This window comes from Streptomyces sp. Q2, from assembly GCF_056820935.1.
Genome location: NZ_JBXEJE010000028.1, coordinates 21839 through 37209, shown reverse-complemented (window position 1 = coordinate 37209; position 15371 = coordinate 21839). Strand labels below are relative to the sequence as shown.

Annotated in this window: 13 protein-coding genes and 1 pseudogene; 4 read left to right on the top strand and 10 right to left on the bottom strand. The window is 71.1% G+C overall.

Features of this window, described 5'->3' with window-relative positions:
* Positions 1 to 51 precede the first annotated feature (51 nt).
* Both ACWBNA_RS29470 and ACWBNA_RS29465 read right to left on the bottom strand, forming a co-directional pair.
* Positions 52 to 255: a hypothetical protein gene (locus ACWBNA_RS29470; RefSeq protein ID WP_217234679.1), complete on the bottom strand. Its 204-nt coding sequence runs from the start codon at positions 253 to 255 to the stop codon at positions 52 to 54.
* Between the two features lie 382 nt (positions 256 to 637).
* Entirely contained in the window at positions 638 to 919 is a 282-nt protein-coding gene (locus ACWBNA_RS29465) for an acylphosphatase (protein ID WP_482707547.1), read from the bottom strand.
* Positions 920 to 1087: 168 nt separating this feature from the next.
* Between ACWBNA_RS29465 and ACWBNA_RS29460 the strand changes: the two genes are divergently transcribed.
* Entirely contained in the window at positions 1088 to 2167 is a 1080-nt protein-coding gene (locus ACWBNA_RS29460) for a CAP domain-containing protein (protein ID WP_482707546.1), read from the top strand.
* A gap of 81 nt (positions 2168 to 2248) precedes the next feature.
* Entirely contained in the window at positions 2249 to 2650 is a 402-nt protein-coding gene (locus ACWBNA_RS29455; protein ID WP_482707545.1) for a winged helix-turn-helix transcriptional regulator, read from the top strand.
* Here ACWBNA_RS29455 and mutM read toward each other — a convergent pair.
* The 8 genes and pseudogenes from mutM to recG form a co-directional block, all read right to left on the bottom strand.
* The gene (mutM, locus tag ACWBNA_RS29450) at positions 2623 to 3483 is read right to left on the bottom strand and encodes a bifunctional DNA-formamidopyrimidine glycosylase/DNA-(apurinic or apyrimidinic site) lyase (RefSeq protein ID WP_482707544.1); all 861 of its coding nucleotides are present in this window, start codon (positions 3481 to 3483) and stop codon (positions 2623 to 2625) included. The genes ACWBNA_RS29455 and mutM overlap by 28 nt on opposite strands.
* Before the next feature lie 87 nt (positions 3484 to 3570).
* Positions 3571 to 4383 (bottom strand): ribonuclease III, encoded by an 813-nt coding sequence (gene rnc, locus ACWBNA_RS29445; protein WP_217234817.1) that lies wholly within the window; start codon positions 4381 to 4383, stop codon positions 3571 to 3573.
* Positions 4384 to 4402: 19 nt separating this feature from the next.
* On the bottom strand, positions 4403 to 4576 hold the full coding sequence (gene rpmF, locus ACWBNA_RS29440) for a 50S ribosomal protein L32 (protein ID WP_007493396.1): 174 nt from the start codon (positions 4574 to 4576) through the stop codon (positions 4403 to 4405).
* Positions 4577 to 4578: 2 nt separating this feature from the next.
* The gene (locus ACWBNA_RS29435; protein ID WP_482707543.1) at positions 4579 to 5232 is read right to left on the bottom strand and encodes a YceD family protein; all 654 of its coding nucleotides are present in this window, start codon (positions 5230 to 5232) and stop codon (positions 4579 to 4581) included.
* A gap of 164 nt (positions 5233 to 5396) precedes the next feature.
* Positions 5397 to 6470 (bottom strand): ATP synthase F0 subunit B, encoded by a 1074-nt coding sequence (locus ACWBNA_RS29430; protein WP_482707542.1) that lies wholly within the window; start codon positions 6468 to 6470, stop codon positions 5397 to 5399.
* Between the two features lie 57 nt (positions 6471 to 6527).
* A complete protein-coding gene (gene coaD / locus ACWBNA_RS29425; protein ID WP_482707631.1) occupies positions 6528 to 7007 on the bottom strand; it encodes a pantetheine-phosphate adenylyltransferase in 480 nt (159 codons plus the stop codon).
* A 26-nt stretch (positions 7008 to 7033) separates the two neighbouring features.
* Positions 7034 to 7624: pseudogene (gene rsmD, locus ACWBNA_RS29420) on the bottom strand (16S rRNA (guanine(966)-N(2))-methyltransferase RsmD); the annotation flags it as partial.
* A 132-nt stretch (positions 7625 to 7756) separates the two neighbouring features.
* Entirely contained in the window at positions 7757 to 9976 is a 2220-nt protein-coding gene (gene recG / locus ACWBNA_RS29415) for an ATP-dependent DNA helicase RecG (RefSeq protein ID WP_482707541.1), read from the bottom strand.
* Between the two features lie 164 nt (positions 9977 to 10140).
* On the opposite strand from recG, the gene ACWBNA_RS29410 reads away from it, so the two are divergent.
* Both ACWBNA_RS29410 and ACWBNA_RS29405 read left to right on the top strand, forming a co-directional pair.
* The gene (locus ACWBNA_RS29410) at positions 10141 to 11979 is read left to right on the top strand and encodes an HSP90 family protein (protein WP_482707540.1); all 1839 of its coding nucleotides are present in this window, start codon (positions 10141 to 10143) and stop codon (positions 11977 to 11979) included.
* Positions 11976 to 15347 (top strand): tetratricopeptide repeat protein, encoded by a 3372-nt coding sequence (locus ACWBNA_RS29405; protein ID WP_482707539.1) that lies wholly within the window; start codon positions 11976 to 11978, stop codon positions 15345 to 15347. The genes ACWBNA_RS29410 and ACWBNA_RS29405 overlap by 4 nt, the downstream gene beginning before the upstream one ends.
* The last annotated feature ends 24 nt before the right edge of the window (positions 15348 to 15371 follow it).

The window sequence follows — 15371 nt, the reverse complement described above, 5'->3', positions numbered from 1 at the left end:
TGATACAGGCTGCCCAACCACTGCGTGAGCTGTCGTGTAGCGATGCAGTGATCAGGTGAGCGCAGGCTCCGCCTGGTGTGCGTCGATGCTCTCCATGATCCTGTCGTGAGAAGCGGCAGCCGCGAGCGCGTCGTTCTCCTCCTGGATCCGAACGAGTTCGGATTCCAGGTCCTGGACGCGCTGCTGAAGCCGTCGCATCTCGGCGAGGAGTCGAGGGTCGGAGCCGCCGACGTAACCGAGAAGCGCCTTTGCCATGATGGATGGTCCTCCACACTGAGTGACCGACCGAAGCGGTGTGGGTCGTGAGGGATTCGCACCCGCGGTGCTTGGCACTCTTGAGTTTTTGCTGCCGTTCTTCCATGCCAAACAGCTAAGGTGCGCGGGGTGCTTTCAGCGTCTCACCAAAAAGTTTGACGGTCAACACGATCACGCCCCGTATTGGCGGGCAACCCTGTGCCGCGCGGCCGGAATCGGCGACGCTGCGGCTCCTTCGGGACCCTCGGGGGGTGACGATCATCCTTACGTGCGGAGCCTGTCACGGTGAGCGTTTCTTGGCAACCACCAGGCCCTTTCTGCTTCCGGCAGGTGCCGGCGGCATGTCCCTCCGGTTCCGCCTGGGCTGTTTTACAGATTCGGGTCAGCGGATCGCGAAGCCGTCGTAGCCCCCTCGAGGTGTGTCCCAGATCTCGGTGACGCCTTCCACCCGGCCGGGCGTGTCGTCACCCTGGAGCCAGTCGAGGAGCCCCTGGCAGCCCGTCCGGGGCCCTTCGGCGACCACCTGGACCCGTCCGTCGCCCAAATTGAGAGCAAAACCACTCAGGCCGCCGATCTCCAGGGCCTTGGCCCGCGTGAACCAGCGGAAACCCACACCTTGGACGCGTCCACGCACCCAGGCGACCAGTCGCACATCCTCGCTCATGAGTGCAACCTAACGGGCCAATGTCTCTCGGGACACTTCCTCCCCTGGCGCCATGCGGTACCGTCCCCACCCAATGAATCTCATACGAAACTCACTCGATCGTGTGGGTTTCGTGAGCTTGGTTGACCGGGGGGACGCGTCGACCGCCAGGACGAGGAAGGCAAGGACATGGGACGCCACCGACGCTCCGCCGCCGGCCGCGCCGCCACGGGCCGCGCCACAGGGGTGACCGAGGCGTACGACCCGTACGCGGGGAGTTACGCGCACCACGACTCGTACGGGGACCACCCCACGATGGGCACCGCCCCCTATCTGAACCCCGAGGTGCGCGCCGAGGCCAACGCGAGGAGTGACGCCTACCTCTTCGCGACGGAGGAGGACTACGCCGCCTACCGGGGCGAGAGCTTCACGCCCGGCAACGGCCCACGGCGAGGCTCGCACCGCCGGCGGAAGAGGACCGTGACACCGGTGAAGACCGGTCTGCTCGGCGTCTCCGCGGCGGTCGCCCTCGGTACGGTCGCGGTCGCCACGGGTGCGGTACCCGGCCTCGAGAACTACAAGCTCGGCGGGGGCAGCAGCACCGGCGGCGACAGCGTGCAGGCCGCGGACTCGCCGACCAGCAGCCCGTCCGAGCAGGGCGGCACCTCCGGCAGCGCCGAGAGCCGCGACGAGGGGGCCACCAGCCGCGACGCCGACCGCTCCGCCTCGCCCGCGCCCGCCCCCTCGACGTCTTCTGCCGCGCCGACCGAGACGCCGTCGAAGAAGCCGAAGGCCACCCCCAGCAAGAAGCCGAAGACGATTCCTTCCCAGGCGGCCACCAAGGCGCCGGCGCCGCCGAAGGAGACCAGTGCCCCCGTGACGGTGTCCGCGGAGACCGCCGCCGCGGCCGAGGTGCTGAAGCTCGTCAACGAGGAGCGCGCGAAGGTGGGCTGCAGCGCGGTCGCCGCGAACAGCGCGCTGGCCGACCTCGCCCAGGCCTTCAGTCAGGACATGGCCGAGCGCGGCTTCTTCGACCACACCGACCCCTCCGGTCTGAGCCCCTGGGACCGGGCCGCGAAGGCCGGCATCACCGACCTCGGCGGCGAGAACATAGCCCGGGGCCAGGCCGACGCGGCCGCGGTGATGGAAGCCTGGATGAACAGTCCCGGCCACAAGGCCAACATCCTGAACTGCGACTTCAAGACGCTGGGAGTCGGCGTGCACCTCGGGTCGGGCGGCCCTTGGTGGACGCAGGACTTCGGGTACTAGTCCCGGTGACTCCGACAGGTTGCGCTAACTGACAGTTAGTGCAACCTGTCAGTTAGCGCTGCCTTCGAGTACGCTTGAGGTATGGACACCACGCAGGAGCGCACGGAGGCGCAGGACCTCCCGTTCGACGTGTTCGCCAAGGCCTGCCCCTCGCGCGGCACCCTGGAGCACGTCACGGGACGCTGGGGCGCGCTCACCCTCGGCGCCCTGCACGAGGGCTCGCTGCGCTTCAACGAGCTGCGCCGCCGCGTGGACGGCGTGAGCGAGAAGATGCTCTCCCAGACACTGCACGCCCTGGAACGCGACGGCCTGGTCCACCGCGAGGCCCAGCCCACCAACCCGCCCCGCGTGGACTACGAACTGACGCCGCTCGGCCGTGAGGTCGCCACGCGGCTGATGGGCCTCATCCAGTTCGTGGAGGGCCGGATGGGCGACGTACTGACGGCCCGCGAGCGTTACGACGCGACGCGCGGCGCCCTCTGACACCTCGGGCAGAAGTAGCTGGACCGGTTCATCCAGGGGCGCCGGCGCATCGGCGTGGCGCAGCGCCTGCACGGCAGACCCTCGCGTCCGTACGCGTCGAGTGAGCGGTCGAAGTAGCCCGACTCCCCGTTGACGTTGACGTAGAGGCTGTCGAAGCTCGTGCCGCCGACCGCGAGGGCCGCGTTCATCACGTCCCGGACGTGGCCCAGGAGTTCGGCGCTGCGCGGTCGTGTGAACCCGGTCGTCGGACGCTCGTAGTGGATGCGGGCGCGCCAAAGGGCCTCGTCCGCGTAGATGTTGCCGACGCCGCTGATCAACGACTGGTCGAGCAGGGCCCGTTTGATGGTGCTGCGCTTGCGGCGCAGAGCCTGGTGGAATGCCTCGTCGTCGAACAGGGGGTCCAGGGGGTCACGGGCGATGTGCGCGATGACGTCGGGCAGCCCGTCCGGCGTGGTGTCGTGCAACGACAGGCCGCCGAAGGTGCGTTGATCGACGAAGCGGAGTTCCGTGTCCACCTCGTCCGCGAACCGGACCCGGATCCTGAGGTGCTTCTCGTCGGGTGCCTCGTGCGGCTGGACCAGGAGCTGGCCGCTCATCCCGAGATGCGCCAGGACCGCCTGGTCGGTGTCCTCCAGCGGCAGCCACAGGTACTTGCCCCGGCGGCTGGACACACCGATGCGGTGTCCCTTGAGACCGTGGGCGAAGTCGTCGGCACCGGCCGGATGACGGCGTACCGCGCGCGGGTGCAGCACCTCGGCCTCGGCGACCGTCCGGTGGGCGACCCACCGCTCCAGACCGCGCCGTACGACCTCGACCTCGGGCAACTCGGGCATGGGGCTCCCCCGTCACATCCGGTGTATGAGTCGAGCGCCCGACCCTGGGCAGGACCCGGGGGCGGGCGCTCGGTCGCGCTTGTTCGGTCAGGCGGAGACGGACGACGGACCTTCGCCGTCCTCGGCGGCCCGCTCGGCCGCCTCCTTGGCTCGCTCGTCCGCGGCGGCCCGAATGGCCCGCCAGGCGGACTCGGCGGCCTGCTGCTCCGCCTCCTTCTTGCTGCGGCCGGTGCCGGTGCCGTACGAGACGCCTCCGACGCGGGCGGCAGCAGTGAAGACCTTTTCGTGGTCGGGGCCGGTCTCCGTGACCAGGTACTCGGGCACGCCGAGTCCTTCGGTCGCGGTGAGCTCCTGGAGACTGGTCTTCCAGTCCAGGCCGGCTCCGAGATTCGAGGACTTCTCGATCAGGGGATCGAACAGGCGGTGCACGAGCTCCGCCGCCGAGTCCAGGCCCTGGTCGAGATAGACCGCGCCGATCACCGCTTCCAGGGTGTCGGCGAGGATGGACGCCTTGTCCCGGCCGCCTGTGCCCTCTTCACCGCGGCCGAGCCGGATGAAAGAGCCCAGGTCGAGCCCACGGCTGACCTCCGCCAGCGCACGCGAGTTGACCACCGCGGCCCGCAACTTGGCCAGTTGGCCTTCGGGCAGGTCGGGGTGGGTGCGATACAGCGTGTCCGTGACCACGAGGCCGAGTACGGAGTCCCCGAGGAACTCCAGGCGCTCGTTGGTGGGCAGACCGCCGTTCTCGTACGCGTACGAACGGTGGGTCAGCGCACGCACCAGAAGGGCGGACTCGAGTGTGTACCCGAGCCGCCCTTCCAACAGCGTGTGGGACGAGGCTGTGTTGTCCGCCGGGCTACTCCCGCTCACGCGGGGAGCGGTCTTCTTTGGCGTGGACACTGTGCCTCTCACCAGCCGCTCAGACCTCGAGGACCTGGCGCTTGTTGTAAGTGCCGCAAGACGGGCACGCAATGTGCTGCAGCTTGGGCTCGTGGCAGCGCTCGCACGCAACCAGGGTGGGGACCGCAGCCTTCCACTGCGACCGGCGGTGGCGCGTGTTGCTGCGCGACATCTTCCGCTTCGGAACAGCCACGGCTACTTCTCCTGCTTCTCGTCGACGCCCGCTTCGGCGCCGCTCATGTCGTCCTTCTCGCCGTCTCCGAGTGAATCGGCGAGTCCCTGCAGTGCCGCCCAACGAATGTCGACGGCGTCATGGTGGTGGTCCGGGTCGTCCGTGAGCCGTGCTCCGCACTCGGAGCACAGGCCCAGACAGTCTTCCTGGCACACCGGCTGCATCGGCAGTGACAGCACTACCGCATCCCGCAGCACGGGTTCGAGGTCGAACAGGCCGTCCTCGATGAAGAGCATGTCCTCGTCCTGTACGGATCCCTCGGCGTCGTCGGCCGGCTCCGCTTTCACACGGCCCCGGTCGTCGGCGTCAGGGTACGAGAACATCTCCTGGAAGTCCGCTTCGAGCAGCAGCTCGAGCGGCTCCAGACACCTTACGCACTCCCCCTTGGCCCGTGCACGGGCGGTGCCTGTGACAAGCACCCCTTCCATGACCGACTCAAGGCGGAGATCAAGCTTCATCGGGTCGCCTTCCGGCACTCCGATGACCTCCTGGATCCCGAGATCCTTGGGGGCGTCGATCTCGCGGGTCAGGCGCTGCAGCGCGCCAGGACGCCGCCCCAGCTCGTGTGTGTCGAACACGAGAGGGTTGCGGTGGTCGAGGCGGGCGTTCAGAGCCATTCCTGCTTTCGATCTTCTGAGCTCGGGGGACGCTGCCCTTCGGTGTTCCCGGGCAGCGTTGATCGCGGACGTACACGCGACCGAAGAGCCAGGATACTGGACCTTTCCCTCACGGCCCAATCCGGTGCGCGCTCCCGGCCACCGCCCCTTTTCGACGAGGCTGATCAGTTGTTTCCGCGCCCCTGTTCATAGGCCCGCAGCTGCTCCGCGCTGATCATGCCGGTGTCGAAGAGACTGGTCTCGTCGAGTGCGGGCATCTGCTGCTGCTCGGCGTAGCCCTGCTGGGCCTGGTGCGGGTCGTAGGTGCCCTGCTGGCCTTCGTAGCCCTGGTAGGCATAGGGATCGGCCTGCTGGTAGCCGTACGGGTCCTGCTGGCCGCCGTACTGCTGCTGGTAGCCGCCGTAGGGATCGGCGGCCGGCTGCTGCTGGTAGCCGTAGGCGGGCTGCGCGGTCTGCTGGTCGTACGGCTGCTGTACGGGCTGCTCGGCGGGGGTGGCCTGGGCGGCCGGGGTGCCCGCCTCGGCGTGGGCGACGAGGTCGGCCAGGTAGTCGGCGTCGCTGGAGTGCTGGAGGGTGGAGAGGTCGTCGGCGAGAGCGCCGAGGTCGTCCGAGGCGATTCGGCCGTGCAGCTTCTGGCGGCCGCGCCCGACGGCGTCCAGGGTCTTGGCGAGCACCGCCTCGAAGGCGCCCAGCTTGACGTCGACGTACTCGTCGGCGCTGCGGCGCAGGGTATCCGGGTCGTGGCTGCGCTCGGGGGCGTCCTCGTCCTCGTAGCCCTGCTCGTCGATGCCGGGTCCGGTGCCGAGGAGCTTCTCGCGGCCGCGGCCCACCGAGCCGAGGGTCTTGGTGAGGACGACCTCGAAGTTGGCGAGCTTGGAGTCCACGTAGTCGTCCGCCTCCGCGCGGACGTCCTCGGCCTCCTTGCGGGCCTCGGCGAGGATGCGGTCGGCCTCGGCCTGGGAGCGGCGGGCGACCTCCGTGTCGGAGATCAGCGAGCCGCGCTCGGCGTGCGCCTGACCGATGATCCGCTCGGCCTCCTGACGGGCCTGCTCGACCATCTGCTCGCGGTCGCCGATCAGCTCCTGGGCCTGGGCGAGGGAGCCGGGCAGGGCCTGGCGCAGCTCTTCGAGCATCGAGAGCAGTTCGGCGCGGTTGACCACGCACGAGGCCGACATGGGCATCGACCGGGCACCGGAGACCGAGGCCACGATCTCGTCGAGCTTCTTCTGCACGTCCACCTGTGCTCGCCACTCTCTACAGCTGTGTTGGAGACGGACGGGACGACTGTAGCCCCATCAGTCCTTGCGCAGGCGCTCGTTGAGAGCCTCGAGGACGGTGGCCGGCACCAGGTGGGAGACGTCTCCGCCCCAGGTCGCGACCTCCTTGACGAGCGAGGAGGAGAGGAAGCTGTAGGTCGGGTTGGTCGGCACGAAGAGTGTCTCCACACCCGACAGGCCGATGTTCATCTGGGCCATCTGCAGCTCGTAGTCGAAGTCGCTCACCGCCCGCAGCCCCTTGACGATGGCGGGGATGTCCCGCTGCTTGCAGTAGTCGACGAGGAGGCCGTGGAAGGCCTCGATCCGGACGTTCTCGTACTCGGCGGTGACCTGGCGGATCAGGTCGATCCGCTCGTCGACCTCGAACAGGCCCTTCTTGGACTTGTTGATCATCACCGCGACGTAGACCTCGTCGTACAGACGGGAGGCGCGGGAAATGATGTCGAGATGTCCGTTGGTGATCGGGTCGAACGACCCGGGACAGACGGCGCGGCGCACTTGAGATCCCTCGCTCTCCGGTCCGGTCATCGTGCGTCTTCGCACGTAGAGGCGGCGCGACCGTACCAAAACGTTCCCTCGCCGTAACGACGGGCCCGGATCGCCTCGAAGCCGTCCGGCCACCTGAATTCGCCGCCTCTGGTGCTGCGCTCCACGGTGACGAGGGCATCGTCCGTGAGCCAGCCCTGCGTACGGAGTGTGAGCAGAATCTCCCGAAGATCGTCGTCCGTGACGGCGTACGGCGGGTCCAGGAAGACGAGGTCGTACGGCTGCGCGGGCGGAGTCTGGATCACCTGCCGGGCCTTGCCCGCCCTGACCTCGGCGCCGGCCAGACCCAGGCTCTTCACGTTCTCCCGGACGATGCGGGCGGCCCGGGCGTCGGCCTCCACGAGCAGGGTGTGGCCGGCGCCGCGGGACAGCGCCTCCAGACCGACGGCGCCCGAACCGGCGTACAGGTCGAGGACCCGCTCGCCGTCCAGCGGGCCGCCCAGCAGGGACTGCCAGGTGGAGAAGAGGCCCTCGCGTGCGCGGCCGGAGGTGGGACGGGTGCCGGTTCCCGGTGGGACGGCTAGGCGACGTCCGCCGGCTGCGCCGGCGATCACGCGGGTCATCTGGGGTCCTTGTTCGAGGGGCGGTTACAGGTCCAGTTTGGCAGGCGGAGGTGGGGGGTGCTGTGTGTCGTGGGCGGCTGCGGGTCCGTGGGGTCAGCCGCGCGGGTCCCCGCTCGGCTGAGGGCCGGAGTGTGTCCTCTAGCCCTTCTCCAGGTACTGCTCCCTTTCCTCGTCCAGGAGGGCGTCCAAGGCCGTGCGCAGGCCGGGCAGCCGCTCCAGGTCCGGATCGGCCGCCACCACGGCCGCCGCCTCCTGCCTGGCCTCCGCGATGATCTCCTCGTCCTCGATGACCGCGAGCATCCGCAGGCTGGTGCGGGCTCCGGACTGGGCCTGGCCGAGGACGTCGCCCTCTCGGCGCTGTTCGAGGTCGATGCGGGAGAGCTCGAAGCCGTCGAGGGTGGCGGCCACGGCGTTCAGCCGCTGGCGGGCCGGGCTCGCCTCCGGCATCTCGCTGACCAGGAGGCACAGGCCGGCCGCCGAGCCACGGCCGACCCGGCCGCGCAGCTGGTGCAGCTGGGAGACGCCGAAGCGGTCGGCGTCCATGATCACCATGGCGGTGGCGTTGGGGACGTTGACGCCGACCTCGATGACCGTGGTGGCGACCAGGACGTCGGTCTCCCCGGCGGCGAAGCGCCTCATGACCGCGTCCTTGTCGTCGGGGTGCATCCGGCCGTGCAGGACCTCCACCCTGAGGCCGGTGAGCGGCCCCTTGGCGAGCTGGTCGGCGACGTCGAGGACGGCGAGCGGCGGGCGCTTCTCGGCCTCGTCCTCGGCGGACTTCTTCTTGCCGGCCTTCTTGGGGTCGTCCTCCTCGTCGCCGATGCGCGGGCAGACGACGTACGCCTGGTGGCCGTTCTCCACCTCCTCGCGCACCCGCTCCCAGGCCCGCGCCAGGAAGTGGGGCTTGTCGGCGGCCGGCACGACATGGCTGGCGATCGGCGAGCGGCCGGCCGGGAGCTGGTCGAGGACGGAGGTCTCCAGGTCCCCGAAGACGGTCATGGCGACCGTGCGCGGAATGGGCGTGGCGGTCATGACGAGGAGGTGGGGCGGCTGCTTGCCCTTGCCGCGCAGGGCGTCGCGCTGCTCGACACCGAACCGGTGCTGTTCGTCCACCACGACCAGCCCAAGGTCGTGGAACTGCACCTTGTCCTCGATCAACGCGTGCGTGCCGATCACGATCCCGGCCTCCCCGGTGACGAGATCGAGCAGTGCCTGGCGGCGGCCGGCGACGCCCATGGACCCGGTGAGCAGCACCACCTTGGTGGCCTTCTCGGCCCCGCCGAGCATCCCGCCCTCGGCCAGCTCCCCCATCATCTCGACGACCGACCGGTGGTGCTGCTGGGCGAGAACCTCGGTGGGCGCCAGCATCGCGGCCTGGCCGCCGGCGTCGACCACGGCGAGCATGGCGCGCAGGGCCACCATGGTCTTCCCGCTGCCGACCTCGCCCTGGAGCAGCCGGTGCATCGGGTGGTCCGTCGCCAGGTCGTCGAAGATCTCCCGGGAGACCTTCTGCTGGCCGTCGGTGAGGGTGAAGGGCAGACGGGCGTCGAAGGCGGTGAGCAGGCCGTCGGGGGCGGGTTCACGGGGGACGGCGGGGAGTTGGGCGTCGGCGTGGCGGCGGCGGGCGAGGGCGACCTGGAGGACGAAGGCCTCGTCCCACTTGAGGCGGGCGCGGGCGTCGTCGATGTCCGCCTTGGTGTGCGGGCGGTGGATCTTGAGGAGTGCCTCGGGGAGAGAGACCAGGCCACGGCCCTCGCGGAGGGAGTCCGGGAGCGGGTCGAGGGCTTCCTGGGCGCTGGGCAGGACGGTCTGGATCGCCTTGCCGATCTTCCAGGACTCCAGCTTGGCGGTGGCGGGGTAGAGGGGGATGAGGGCGCCCGCCCAGGCATCCACGGCTTCCTCACTGTCGCCCCGTAGCAATTCGTAGGCCGGGTGGGCCAGTTGAAGGCGACGGTTGAAGACGGAGACCTTGCCCGCGAACAATGCGCGTGTGCCCGGCAGGAGTTCCTTGTGGGGCTTGTGAACGCCGTGGCCGAAGAAGACCAGTTGGAGGCGGCCACTGCCGTCCGTGATGGTCACTTCCAGGCGCTGTCCCTTGCCGCGCGGGGCCTTGGCCGAGGCAAAGGTGTGCAGGCGTGCGTCGGCGACCTGGGCGACCACCGTGACGTGCTCGTCCATGGGGAGGTCGGCGAGGTGGGTGAGCTGGCCCCGCTCCTCGTATCTGCGCGGGTAGTGGTGCAGGAGGTCGCCGACGGTGTGCAGGCCGAGATGCTCGGCCATCACCTTCGCGGTGGCGGGGCCGAGCACTGCCTTCAGCGGCTGTTCCAGTGGTTTTTCCAGTGCGGGCACGAGATCCATTGCACACCACGGCACTGACAAAGCCGTATACGTCTCGGGAAACCCCTGGTCAGACGGCTGGTTGGGGCCTTAGGATGGCGCGCCTCCGGCCATCCCCGCGGTCACCGCCTCACCGGGACCGCCCGACCCCGCGCCGTCGCCCCTCCCCCACCGGCGCTGCGACGATGGACTCCCAGACCTCACAGCCCTCCCCGGCATCTCCCTCGCCCCAGTCACCTCATACGTTCCAGGTCGACCTGCGTGGTCTGGTGGACCTGCTCTCCCACCACCTCTACTCCAGCCCGAAGGTCTACCTGCGCGAGCTGCTGCAGAACGCGGTGGACGCGATCACCGCCCGGCGGGCCGAGCAGTCCGACGCGCCGGCGCACGTGCGGCTGTACGCCGAGGGCGGGTCCCTGCGTGTCGAGGACTCCGGGGTCGGGCTCACCGAGGCGGACGTGCACACCCTGCTCGCCACCATCGGGCGCAGCTCCAAGCGTTCCGACGGGCTTGAGGAGGCCCGCTCAGACTTCCTCGGGCAGTTCGGCATCGGGCTGCTCGCCTGTTTCGTGGTCGCCGAGCGGATCCGGGTGGTCAGTCGCAGCGCGCGTACGCCGGGTGCCCCGCCCGTGGAGTGGACGGCGAGCGACGACGGTTCGTACACCGTGCGGACGCTGCCGGACGAGGCCCGTCCGCAGCCGGGCACCACCGTGCACCTGGTGGCGCGAGCGGGCGCCGGGGAGTGGCTGTCCGAGGAGCGGGTCCTCGCGCTGGCGCGGGACTTCGGCTCGCTGCTGCCGTACGACGTGCGGGTGGGCGACGAGGCGGTCACCGACCTGCCGGCGCCCTGGGACCGGACGTACCCGAGCCCCGCCACCCGGCGGGTCGCCCTGGCGCGGCACTGCTACGACCTGTTCGGGTTCACCCCGCTTGACTCGATCGCGCTGGACGTGCCGCTCGCCGGGATCCGCGGGGTGGCGTACGTCCTGCCGTCGGCGGTGAGTCCGGCCCAGCGGGCGAGTCACCGCGTGCACCTGAAGGGCATGCTGCTGACCGAGCGGGGCGAACAGCTGCTGCCGGACTGGGCGTTCTTCGTGCGCTGCGTCCTGGACACGGACAGCCTGCGGCCCACCGCCTCGCGCGAGTCCTTGTACGAGGACGAGACACTGGCGGCCGTCCGGGAGGCGCTGGGCGAGCGGATCCGTTCCTGGCTGACGGGCCTCGCGGCCGGTGATCCGGAGCGCCTGGCGGCCTTCCTGGCCGTGCACCACCTGGGCGTGAAGTCGCTGGCGCGGCACGACCGGGAGATGCTGCGCACGATGCTCCCGTGGCTGCCCTTCGAGACGACCGACGGGCAGCTGTCCCTGGAGGAGTTCGCGCAGCGGCACCCGGTGGTGCACTTCACGCGGACCGTCGAGGAGTTCCGGCAGGTCGCCCCGATCGCGTCCGCGCAGGGTGTCGGAGTGATCAACGGCGGCTACACCTACGACAGCGAGCTGATCGAGGCGCTGCCCTCGGTGCGGCCGGGGACGGTGGTCGCCGAGCTGGACGCCGACACCGTGACCGCCCATCTGGATGCGGTCGATCCGGTCGAGGAGCTGGCCCTGGCGGGCTTCCTGGCGGCCGCGCGGGCGAAACTCGACCCCTTGGGCTGCGACGTCGTCCTGCGGGCCTTCCATCCCCTGTCCGTGCCCGCGCTGCACCTGGACGACCGGGCGGCGCGGCACGAGCAGGCCCGGGCGGAGGCCGCGGAGCAGGCCGACGACCTGTGGGCGGGCATCCTCGGCTCGCTGCGGGGCAGCGCCCCGCGCGCGCGGCTGGTGCTCAACCACCTCAACCCGCTGATCCGGCGGATCAGTTCACTCGGCGACCCGGAGCTGATCGGCACCGCCACGGAGTCCCTGTACGGGCAGGCTCTGCTGATGGCGCAGCGGCCGCTCAGGCCCGCGGACTCCGCTCTGCTGAACCGGGCGTTCATCGGCCTCCTGGAATGGGCCACCCACGGCGAGGACGGTCACCGATGAGTGAGATCACGGACTTCGACGAGCTGCGCCGGGCGATGGCGGAGAACTCCGAGCAACCGGAAGGGCCGGCCCGCAACGCGCGCGCGGAGCGGCTGCTCGCCGAGGCGGAGAAGCTGAACATCCCGCTCGCGGTGATAGAAGCGCTCGGGCACCAGCTGAAGGTCTACAACTACAGCTCCGAGAAGGCCAAGATGTTCGTCCCCTTCGCGCGGCTGCTGCGCATGTGGGACGAGCGGCCCGAGGACTTCGACGAGTACGAGACGCACTCGCTGCACTGGGTGTTCAAGTGGATGTCGTCCGGCATGCTCGACCAGCCGCACATTCCGCTCGCCTCCGTCGAGAAGTGGCTCGGCGAGATGGAACACCGCTACCGGCTGGCCGGGCACTCCGAACGGGCTGTGCGCAGCGCCGAGTTCAGTGTGGCCGCGCACATCGGGGACGTGGCACGGGCCGAGCGGGCGTACGCCGCGTGGCTGGCCGCCGACCGGGACGCCATGGCCGACTGCCACGCCTGTGAGCTGCACGGGCAGGGCTGGTGGCAGGCGGAGTGCGGGCGGGACGCCGAGGCGCTGGAGCTGTGGGCGCCGGTTCTGGAGGGCGAGTACACCTGCGCCCACGAGCCGCACACGGTGCTCGCGTCCTCCCTGGTCCCCCTGCTGCGGCTCGGACGCGTGGACGAGGCGCGGGCCAACCATCTGCGGGGCTTCCGGCTCGTACGGGCCATGGAGAGCATGCGCGGCGCCTATGCGGACCACGTCGAGTTCTGCGCGTTGTCCGGCAACGAGGCGCGTGGCCTGGAGTTGCTCGCGGAGCGGTCGGCGTACTTCACGGACGACGGGCATCCACGCAGCAAGCTGGACTTCATGGCCGTGGTGGCCCTGCTCATGGACCGCCTGACCGAACGGGGACTCGGCGACCAGCGGGTGCCCGGACCCGCCGACCGCGCGTGGAGCGCGCGCGAACTCGCCGCCCACGCGCGCGAGGAGGCCCTCGCGCTGGCCGCCCGCTTCGACGAGCGCAACGGCACGCGGCACGTCAGCGAGCGGGCACGCGCGCGTATGGCGCAGCGGCCGCTGGTGGAGCGGCTGCCGCTGGGGGTGCGGTCGGCGCGGGCAGTGGCTTCGCCTCCCGTGCCGGCCCAGGTGGCCGTCACCCCGGACGAACCCGCTCTGGCCGCACTGCTCGCCGAGGCGCGGCGACTGTCGGACACCCTGCAGCCGAACGCCGTAGAGGCGTGGGCGGCCGTCGCCCGGGCCGCGCAGGGCGTCGAGCTGGCCGCCCGCGACCGGGCGGAGATCGCCGACCACGAGGCGATGGACCGGGGCCCCGAGGGCGTCGGCCTCTTCGAGCACGCCGCCGAGCTGTACGCCGAGGCGGGCGACCCCGGAGAGGCCCTGGCCGCACACACGCGTGCGGCGTACGTACGCGCCCTCGCGGGCCACGTGGACGAGGCGCTGACCGCGGTCGCCGAGCCCTACGACGAGATCCTCGCCCTGTACGCCGAGGGCGGCACGGGCGTCCGGCAGACGGCGTCCGTGCTGATGGGGCGGGCGCGGATCCTGATGCGGCGGGTGCACGAGGTCGTCGAGTCCTTGGGCGACGACGAGGGCCCGGCCGGTGAGACGCGGGAGGCCGGAGCGCCGATCGACGGCTCGTGGGGCGAGGTGGCCCCGGACGACGGCCCTCGGGACGCCGTGACGCCGGACGACAGCCCTCGGGACGCCGTGACCCCGGACGACAGCCCTCGGGACGCCGTGACGTCGGACGACAGCCCTCGGGACGCCGTGACGTCGGACGGCAGCTCCGGGGCCACCGTCACGGACCCGGCCGACGACCGAGGAACCGTGACTCCGTCGGGCGGCTTGCAAGGCGAGCCGACCCCAGCCGACGCCCGTAGCGGCAGAGCGGTTCCGGCCGACGACTCTGCGGGCGGCACGCTCCCGGACCACGGCTCCCAGGGCACCCGCCCCAGCCCGGCCGACGGCCACCAAGACGCAGCGACTCCGCCCTCTCGCCCCTCCGTGGAATCCGTGCTGGCCGAGGCCGAAGTGGCCGCGCGGGAAGTGCTGGCGTTGGTCGAGGGGCGGGCCGGGGACGACGTACGGCTGGCGTCGCGGGCCGCTGAGGCGCAGGCGATGCTCGCGGAGCTGGCGGCGCTCGGCGGGGACGTGGAGGCGGCCGCGGAGCTGTTCGCGCGGGCCGCGGCGGCGTTCGTGGGGGCGGGGCTGCCGTGGTTCGCGGTGGAGTACGAGGCGCGGTTGGCCGGACTCGCCCATCATCTGGGCGACCTGGCCGAGACGGAGCGGGCGCTGCGGGCGGCCCTGGAGCACGGCGGTCCGCATCTGGAGGCGACCGGGCGGGCCCAGCTGCACCTCCAGCTCGCCGAGGTCGTCGGCGGCAGAGGGCTGGCGGAGGAGGCGGCCGAGCACGCCTTGGAGGCGGCGCACTGGGCCGACGAGGCCGGCGAGGGGCGGACGCTCGGTGCCTGGGCCCGGCAGCAGCTCGGCGGGTTCCTGCTGCGGCTGGGGCGATGGGCCGAGGCCGCGGAGGTGCTGGAGTCGGCGCTGCCCGATCTGCACGCCGAGACGCACGGCGACGGCGCGATCGTGCAGACGCAGTGGTGGCTCGGCGACTGCCTGAGCGAGCTGGGCGAGCACCGCGCGGCCGCCGAACGGCGGCTCCAGGCGGCCGAGCTCGCCCGGCACTGGCCCGAGCAGCACGACCACGCGACGCTGGCCCATCTCGCCGCGGAGTCCCTCGGGCACGCGGGCCTGCACGCCGAAGCGGACCGGTCGTACGCGCGCGCGGGCGACCTGTGGCGCTCGCTCGGCAACGTCCACGGCCTGGTCCGCTCCCTGCGCGCCCGCGCGTGGCTCGCGCTGCGTCCGGAGGAGGGGCCCGACGAGGCACGTGCGCTGATGGCGAGCGCGGTCCGGGAGTGCGAGGCGGCGCTGGGCTCGGAGGTGGCCGACGAGGAGGCCCGGCAGCGGCTCGTCTCCGAACTCGGCCACACCCGGCGCCAGTTCGGCGACCTGCTGGCCCGTTCCGCCGCCGAGGACGCCGAGGACGACTCGATCCGGGCCGTGTTGGAGGAGTCCCTGGCCCAAGTGGCCGAGGCCATCGTGCTGTTCGCCTCCCTCGGGGCCGACGCCCTGCACAGCCGGACCGGCGCCGAACTCACCGCGGGCTGGCTGGAGGCCGACCTGAGCCGCCCCGACCGGGCGGCGGCACGCGCGCGTGCGGTACTGGCCTCGTACGGCGCCACCGAGGACGAGGTGGCCGTGGCGCGACTGGCCGAGGCCCGGCAGTTGCTCCAGGTCGTGGAAGACCAGGCGGCGGCACAGACGGACGAACAACCGGCCGACTAGGGGTTGCGCGACCTGGGGGCCCGC